Source organism: Furfurilactobacillus siliginis (assembly GCF_001437435.1).
Classification (GTDB): domain Bacteria; phylum Bacillota; class Bacilli; order Lactobacillales; family Lactobacillaceae; genus Furfurilactobacillus; species Furfurilactobacillus siliginis.
The window spans coordinates 1-5,995 of sequence record NZ_JQCB01000004.1 but is presented as its reverse complement, the minus strand read 5'-3'; the positions used below and the strand labels follow the sequence as shown (position 1 = coordinate 5,995).

The following is a 5,995-nucleotide window of genomic DNA, read 5'->3' as shown; positions in this document are numbered from 1 at the left end:
GCTATTTGATGTTGAGTCTAACTTTTACTTGGATACTAACGGGTGTGCCGCTCGCAAGGCGAGCGACACTCTCCGACGAAACAGGGTAACAGTGACGGCGGAAAACTAGCCTGCCGAGAGTGAAGGGCTGCGAAGAATTCGCAAAGCCCGCAACGGTAAGGCGCGCTAGTTTCCCGCCTGCGAACGCAGTGAGCTCACTGTTACCCTGTTTTGTCGGAGACACTCCCGTAGACAAGCAAAGGCAAGACTTTCATCTAGTCGAAACGTGAAAAAAGGACCAGTTTCCTGTGCATTGCCTGTCCGCCGTCCGTGGCTAAAGCCACTACCGCCGTACTTGCAATTGCTCGGAAACTAACCGGTCCTTTTTGCACTCTGTTATTTAATTGCTTGTTTGATCATGTTGGCTTGGAATTCAGCAGCAAACTGTTTGCTTAACTTAGCTTGTTTGGCTTGATCCTGCATGATGCTAGGATCTTTTTGCGCGGCTGCTTGCATCTTAGTCTTAACGTACGCTTCGGCTTGTTGCTTTGTCTGTGCTTGTGCAGCAGGTGTTTGCATCTTGGCCATCTTTTTCTTCAGCGTCGTTGCTTGCTTTGTGGTGATGTGAATCCAGTTATTTGGAATGGTAAAGGTATTCACACGTTTGATTAGCTTATTGTTGTTACCTGAAATGCCAAACCAAATCTTAGCACCTTTATTGTACTGCCAACGTGTTTCAGTCGTTTTTAACGTTGCTTTAGCAGCGCTCGTCCGCTTTACTTTGTTGGTTGTAAATTCATTTGGTTGTGTGTGACCAGGTGTCTTTTGCTTTGGCTTAGTGGCATAAATTTGGACATTTTCTGTACCCTTAGAACCAATTGGTTGGTATAAAAGGAGGCCCATTTTGCCGGTTGCGTCAGCAGAGTAGATCTTTTTTGTTTCAGTGGTTGTTACTTTATGCATGCCATAGTGATCATGGTCATTTTTGTTAATCATCACAAGTGATGTAATCAATAGTACCAATGATAATAGGGTACCGATTACGCGCCAAGTCATTGGCTTGATGTAGACGAAACAAATGAACAAGGCGATGGCACCGATAACTAAGGTTGCTAAAATCATTATGCTTCACCTCCATTATCTGTGGTTGTCTTCAAACCGGCAGCAGTGTCGCTCGTCACGGCAGCTGATGAACGATTTGAACCCTTTAAGAAGAATGCTAGGAAGAATCCTAAGATACAGAAACCAACCGCAACCCAGAAGGTCGCATGGTAACCACTTAACGTTGCGTTAATGGCACGAACTTTGTAGGCCAAAGGTGTTTCCGTTAAAACGTGGTGTCCAGGCATTTGTGCCTTGGTAACGTTTGATAAAACAGAAACTAGGATAGCAGAACCGATTGAGGTTGCAACTTGGCGAGTTGTGTTGTTGACGGCTGTTCCGTGTGAGATAAGGTCGAATGGCAAAGCGTTCATCCCAGCAGTGGTTACAGGCATCATGACCATGGAAATCCCAAACATCCGGACTGCGTATAAGAACGTAATGTAGATGGTTGGTGTGGTTTTTGTAATCATAACAAATGGAATTGTGCCAGCTGCTAATAAGAACATACCGGCGATGGATAGACGACGAGCACCCATCCGGTCAAATGTTTGACCAGTGATTGGACTCATCACAGCCATCATCAAAGCACCAGGCAATAGCGCTAATCCAGAATGAAAGGCGCTCATGCCGTGAACAATCTGCATGTATAATGGTAGAACCATTTCGACCCCGGTCATGGCAATCATAACAACGGAGCTTAAGATTGCCGCAATCGTAAATTCACTGGACTTAAATACGCGCAGTTGTAAGAATGGTGTCTTCATGGTGAGTTGACGCCAAACGAATAAGGCAATCACCACGACCCCAATGGCAAGCATGCTCAATACTTTAACTGAAGTCCAGCCGTCGTCACCAACAGAGGAGAACCCGTATAGTAATGAACCAAACCCGATGGTCGACATCGCAACTGACAGCCAGTCTAACTTAGGATTTTCCGTTTTGATAACAGACTTCATCCAGAAGAAAGCCATGATGATAACGATGGCCACGATTGGAATGATCATGCCGAAAAGGTCACGCCAAGAGTATGAATCGATGATCCATCCAGAAAGCGTTGGTCCAATGGCAGGAGCGACACCGATAACGATTCCGGCAAGTCCCATGGCAGCACCACGAGAACTTGCTGGGAAGATTGTTAGCATTAATGTTTGTAATAGAGGCATGGCGATCCCAACCCCAACGGCTTGGACAAGTCGACCAGCCAACAAAGTGCCATAGTTAGGCGCAATGAATGCTAAAACAGTTCCGGCTTCAAAGATGATCATGGCTGAAATGTACAACCATTTTGAATTGAAGCGGTTAGATAGGTAAGCAGAGATTGGAATCATAATTCCGTTAACCATTAAGAATCCAGTGGTTAACCATTGAACAGTAGACGTGGAAATGTCGAAGGCTTTCATTAAAGTAGGGAAAGCGGTCGTCAAAATCGTCTGGTTTAAAACGGTACAAAAAGTACCAATCAGCAAGACCACAACCATTAAGGTACGGTTATAAGGTTTGCCATTTGTGTCGACGGCTTTTGCCATGAGTTAATCCTTCTTTCGTTACGTAAATTCACAATGTAAAAAAGTACGAGGATTAATATAAGTCTTTACGATATGAGTGTCAAGTAAGTTGACAAGTTTATTTAAAAATATATAATCGTTTAAGTAAACATGACATCGATATACAATTTTGTGACAACGTTTTCATGAAAATGAGGAAATTTAATGGCTAGAATGATGGATGAAATTGGGAAGCCAGAATGGTTTCGCAAGCTGGTAAGCACCGACCATGTCGCAATGGGAATTGGTGATTTATCGCGAGCAACAGGTGTTTCACCGACGCAGTTACGGTATTGGACAGACAAAAACTACATTGAAGTAGATGAACATGCAGAAGGTAAACACAAGTACGCCTACGAGACAATCTACAAGGTACGAGCAATCAAATCGTTTTTAGATGATGGATTTACGCTGTCAGCGGCTGTCTCACGAATGGCGGAGCATCGGGCGATTGTTCATGCGTTAAAGCATGTGGTGACTGACCGCATTGAAGATGTTGAAGTAGATGGTAATGAGCATCTGTTTGATTTTGGTCCATTTGATCCAGATCCGACGTGTCATTTATTGGCCAGGGTCAATGAATCCGGCACGACGTTTGAATTGCAAAAAAAGGCGGACTGATGAAAACGTTCTACTTGTTGTGCTTCGCAACTGATGCTAAGCTTAGGGCGTAATGGGAAGCGATGTTGGCGACCCAAAAATTCCCAGGAAATGGCCGATCTTTACGGCTGGGTCATTGCTTCATGTTGTTGAGTGTTTTTTAGACGACTTTTGTTAAAAGAGTTTGATAACTTGCGCATAATGCGCTCGAGCATCATCCTTCCGGGATGATCAGTGATCGTATTTTCAAAACAATATGTTTCATGAAAATCAACTAAAAATTTTCATGGTGTCGTTAACGACCCATTACAGCCACCTCAGTTAAGGGAATCTGAGGTGTGTACATAAAGAAGTACAAAAAGGCGCGGTAGAAAGTGAGCAAGAACGGGTGCGGTGGTAGGAGCTTTAGCTCTGGCCAGCACACTGGCTCTGCACAGCTTGTTACCGCGCTTTTTTTGTGTTTAGACGCGTGGGTTAATCTCTTATGTACGGTGAACGATTATTATCATCGTGGACGTAAGGTTTACTTTGGCGTTCACTGTACCTGTGTCATTGTCCTCGCGATAGCGCTGGCAATGCACTCCTCCCACACAGAGCCATTAGCAACAGAGTCCAGATGTAACACCGAGAACGAAGGGCTGCGAAGGATTCGCAAAGCCCGTAGTGGTAAGGTGCCACATCTGGTCGACGGTGAGCAAAGCGAACTTGCTAATGGCTCGGTGTAGGAGGACACCTACGGCCAAGACCATCCACAAGGGTTACGTCTGCACCGTAAATACGGTACACTAAACATTGAGCCGAAATGTAAACGCTTACTTAAAACAAAAAAGGAGCCTAATATGCAACCTAAACTTGATTGGCTAGACGATCCGGAGACCTTTCGGGTTAACCAGTTACCAGCGCATAGTGATCATCGCTGGTATAAAACACAAAATGAAGCCGCGACTAAGATTAGTGGCTTTGAGCAATCGTTAGATGGTGATTGGCAGTTCGCCTTTGCTGAAAATCCACAAAAACGTTTAGTGGGGTTTGAACAAGCGACAGCTGACCACACAGACTTTCGCACGATTACGGTGCCGAGTCACATTGAATTAAACAATGATGCGCAGATTCATTACATAAACACGTTGTATCCTTGGGAAGGTAAACAATATCGTCGTCCGGCGTATTCTTTGGGCGATAAAAGTGGCATGCCCGGGATGTTCAGTGAAGCAGCAGATAATTCTGTGGGGGCATATCTAAAATCATTTACACTCCCAGAAAATTGGGCTGGCAGTCGCGTTGCGGTTCAGTTTGATGGTGTGGAGGAAGCTTTTTATGTATGGCTGAATGGTCAATTTGTCGGGTATGCAGAAGACAGTTTTTCACAATCAGAATTTGACCTAACACCGTTTTTAACGATTGGTGAAAATTTATTGGCTGTTGAAGTGTTTAAACGAAGTACCGCTTCATTTATTGAGGATCAAGATATGTTCCGCTTCTCAGGGATTTTTCGGAGTGTGCGATTAGTTAGTCGGCCACAGGTACATGTTGAAGACTTAGCAATTGCGGCACATGTTAATGATGACTTTGTGACTGGAACCTTTGGACTGCAACTTAAACTAACGGGGGACTTCACGACTGCGACGACAGTGTCGGCAATTGTCACTGATCCGGATGGCAAAGAGTTAGTGAATGTAATTAACGAAGGCAAAAGTGCTGTGCAATTAGATCCGGAATCAGTTGGTGATATACAGCTGTGGGATCACCACGCACCAAAGCTGTATCAATTGATGCTTACTGTTCGAGATGAAAATGGTCACATTCTAGAGGTTGTTCCTTATCAATTTGGTTTTCGTCGCATTGAAATTAAAGACAATGTCATTTTACTAAATGGTAGACGGTTGCTGATCAACGGTGTGAACCGACACGAATGGAGTGCGACAGGCGGGCGCTGCATTACACAGGCTGAGATGGATGCGGATTTACAAACGATGGTTGATAACCACATCAATGCTGTGCGGACGTGTCATTATCCTGATCAACATCCGTGGTACCAAATGTGTGATGAAGCCGGAATATACATGATGGCCGAAACAAATTTAGAGTCACATGGTTCTTGGCAAAAGATGGGTGCTGTTGAGCCTTCATATAATGTGCCAGGTTCGTTACCAGAATGGCGGGCGGCTGTTTTGGACCGGGCCAAGAGCAACTATGAAGCATTTAAAAATCATCCGGCAGTTATTTTCTGGTCACTTGGCAATGAAGCCTATGCTGGGGATGATATTGAAGCGATGAACACGTACTACAAAACGGTGGATCCAGAACGATTGACGCATTATGAAGGGGTGATTCGTAACCGGGATTACGAAGCGACCATTTCGGATGTTGAAAGTCGCATGTATGCATCACCGGCTGATATTCGTGACTATTTGGCAAACGCGCCAGCTAAGCCATTTATGAGCTGTGAATTTATGCATGACATGGGAAACTCGCTGGGCGGTTTTGATGAATATATGCACTTATATGATGAGTTCCCGTCATATCAAGGCGGCTTTATCTGGGACTTCATTGATCAGGCACTGGCGGTGAAAGATGAAGTGACAGGCAAGACGGTTCTTCGTTATGGTGGCGATTTTGATGATCGTCATTCAGACTATGAATTCTCTGGTGACGGCTTGCTGTTTGCCAATCGTCAACCTAAGCCAGCAATGCAGGAGGTAAGTTACTTTTATGGTAGATTGTAAAATTAATCCGAACGCTGTTCGGACAAAAAAGATCAGCTTCCT

4 protein-coding genes are annotated in these 5,995 nt (G+C 44.6%); 2 read left to right on the top strand and 2 right to left on the bottom strand.

Going from position 1 to position 5,995, the window contains the following annotated elements:
* Positions 1 to 375 precede the first annotated feature (375 nt).
* Together IV55_RS03665 and IV55_RS03660 are read right to left on the bottom strand one after the other, a co-directional pair.
* Positions 376 to 1,101 carry a DUF4811 domain-containing protein gene (locus tag IV55_RS03665; protein WP_057809487.1) on the bottom strand — a complete coding sequence of 242 codons (726 nt, stop codon included), beginning with the start codon at positions 1,099 to 1,101 and terminating at the stop codon, positions 376 to 378.
* Positions 1,101 to 2,609, bottom strand: coding sequence for an MDR family MFS transporter (locus IV55_RS03660; RefSeq protein ID WP_057809485.1), 1,509 nt, complete (start codon positions 2,607 to 2,609; stop codon positions 1,101 to 1,103). The genes IV55_RS03665 and IV55_RS03660 overlap by 1 nt, the downstream gene beginning before the upstream one ends.
* A 183-nt stretch (positions 2,610 to 2,792) precedes the next feature.
* On the opposite strand from IV55_RS03660, the gene IV55_RS03655 reads away from it, so the two are divergent.
* Positions 2,793 to 3,248: a MerR family transcriptional regulator gene (locus IV55_RS03655; RefSeq protein WP_057809483.1), complete on the top strand. Its 456-nt coding sequence runs from the start codon at positions 2,793 to 2,795 to the stop codon at positions 3,246 to 3,248.
* Positions 3,249 to 4,066: 818 nt separating this feature from the next.
* Positions 4,067 to 5,953: a glycoside hydrolase family 2 TIM barrel-domain containing protein gene (locus tag IV55_RS03650; protein WP_057809482.1), complete on the top strand. Its 1,887-nt coding sequence runs from the start codon at positions 4,067 to 4,069 to the stop codon at positions 5,951 to 5,953.
* Positions 5,954 to 5,995: the final 42 nt, after the last annotated feature.

Excerpts from the sequence above, each read along its gene's own strand:
- IV55_RS03655 (WP_057809483.1), top strand. The coding sequence starts at position 2,793 with ATGGCTAGAATGATGGATGAAATTGGGAAGCCAGAATGGTTTCGCAAG.
- IV55_RS03650 (WP_057809482.1), top strand. The coding sequence starts at position 4,067 with ATGCAACCTAAACTTGATTGGCTAGACGATCCGGAGACCTTTCGGGTT.
- IV55_RS03665 (WP_057809487.1), bottom strand. The coding sequence starts at position 1,101 with ATGATTTTAGCAACCTTAGTTATCGGTGCCATCGCCTTGTTCATTTGT.
- IV55_RS03660 (WP_057809485.1), bottom strand. The coding sequence starts at position 2,609 with ATGGCAAAAGCCGTCGACACAAATGGCAAACCTTATAACCGTACCTTA.